At 47.6% G+C, this 1,644-nt stretch carries 2 protein-coding genes and 1 pseudogene; all 3 read right to left on the minus strand.

Going from position 1 to position 1,644, the window contains the following annotated elements:
* Positions 1-1,118 (minus strand): IS66 family transposase (locus CF596_RS14450; protein WP_096902863.1); only part of this gene is annotated, 1,118 nt, incomplete at its 3' end.
* Positions 1,119-1,192: 74 nt separating this feature from the next.
* Complete coding sequence (gene tnpB, locus CF596_RS14455; protein WP_171325034.1) at positions 1,193-1,528, minus strand: IS66 family insertion sequence element accessory protein TnpB; 336 nt, start codon at positions 1,526-1,528, stop codon at positions 1,193-1,195.
* A pseudogene (locus CF596_RS14985) lies at positions 1,525-1,644 on the minus strand (IS66 family insertion sequence element accessory protein TnpB); the annotation flags it as partial. The pseudogene CF596_RS14985 and the gene tnpB, both read right to left, overlap by 4 nt.

The following is a 1,644-nucleotide window of genomic DNA, read 5'->3' on the forward strand; positions in this document are numbered from 1 at the left end:
AAGGCCTGTTCAGCGACCTGACTTTTCCCAGTTACATGCAGTTCATGGAATTTACGACGTGCATGGGCCATGCAGCCCACCTCAATGACCTGGCCTGATTTAAAGCGTGCTTTATAACCACTGTAATCATCACAGACTAGATAACCCTGCCAGCCTTTCAAGAACTCTGCAGCATGCTGGCCTGAACGACTATCCTGAAAGTCATAGATCACCGCCTGAACTGGATTGTACTGTGTAGTGGCATAGGCCCAGACATAACCTTTCTTCGGTTTTTTATTATTCTCACCCATCCGCATGATGGTGACCGGTGTTTCATCTGCATGCAGCACCTGCTGTTGTAGTACCACCTCTTTTAAGGCATTGGCCAGAGGTTCCAGTTCTACACCGCAGCGACCTATCCAGTCAGATAAAGTTGATCTAGAAAGTTCGATTCCCGCCCGCTGATAGATCAGACGTTGACGGTACAGCGGCAAATGATCGGCATATTTCGATACCAAAACATGGCTGAGCAGTTCAGGTGAAGCAATGCCTTTATCAATCACATAGGCGGGCATCGCTTGCTGAGTCAGGGTGTCACACTGATCACAGACCCATTTGCCACGTACATGCTGTTCCTTATAGAACTGTGCCGGTCTGAAATGCAGTTTTTCACTGATATCTTCGCCGATACGACGTAACTGGCAGCCACAACTGCATTGGGTTGATGCAGGTTCATGCTCAATACGGATGGTGTGTAGATGATCGGGCAGCAGTCGACGTTTAGGTTTATTTGCTTTGGCTTTGTGTGTCGCTGCATCGGTTTTATCTGCATTCAGCCGTTCCAGTTCCAAATCAACGGCTGCAATATCTTCTTCGACCGCTTCATCCCAGAGATGGATTTGTTTTGCGGTGAGATGTTCGTTTTTACTGCCGAATTTGTGCTTTTTAAACAGCGCCAGTTCATGCTCGTATTTTTGATTGAGAATGGAAAGATGTTGGTTGCATGCTTCAAGATGCTGAACTTTGGTATCTAATTGTTGGTTATCTTCTGCGAGTTGTTGATGCTGCATTGCCAACTGTCTGGTAAATTCCAGCAGTTGTTCATGGGTCAGTTGGCTTAAGTCAGGCAGCGTATTCATGACCGCAGTATGCCTGAGGTCATGACGCAGAGGAAATAGAACGTTTGGAGAATAGCAGAATGCACCAACCTGGTTTAGAGCATCGTCACTACCTGCTGTCGTCCAATGCGCTGCCAGGGCAAACCCTGGATCAGTGCCTGTAACTGTTCCGGGCTGAGGGCTACGCTTTCACCCTGGTGAACTTTAGCCCAGTGAAATTTGCCCTGTTCCAACCGCCGGGCACACAGCCAGATGCCCAGTCCATCATGTACCAGCACTTTCATGCGATGGCCACGTTTATTACAGAACAGGTAAGCACAATGCGGTTTAATGTAGCCAAAGGCTCTCACCACCTGAGCCATGACAGTATCCATCCCTGCTCGCATATCCAGAGGTTGGGTAGAAAGCCAGATTTCATCGAAACGGATCATGTTGCCAGCACCTTGAGTAATTCTGCCAAGGCAGGTATTTCTGATACTTGCCATTTCAAGCCAATTTCTGCTTTTGAGTGGGGTAAAGTAATTTGAACTTTTAACATGTCAGTAGG

It is taken from the genome of Acinetobacter sp. YT-02 (assembly GCF_002412355.1).
Lineage (GTDB): Bacteria > Pseudomonadota > Gammaproteobacteria > Pseudomonadales > Moraxellaceae > Acinetobacter > Acinetobacter towneri.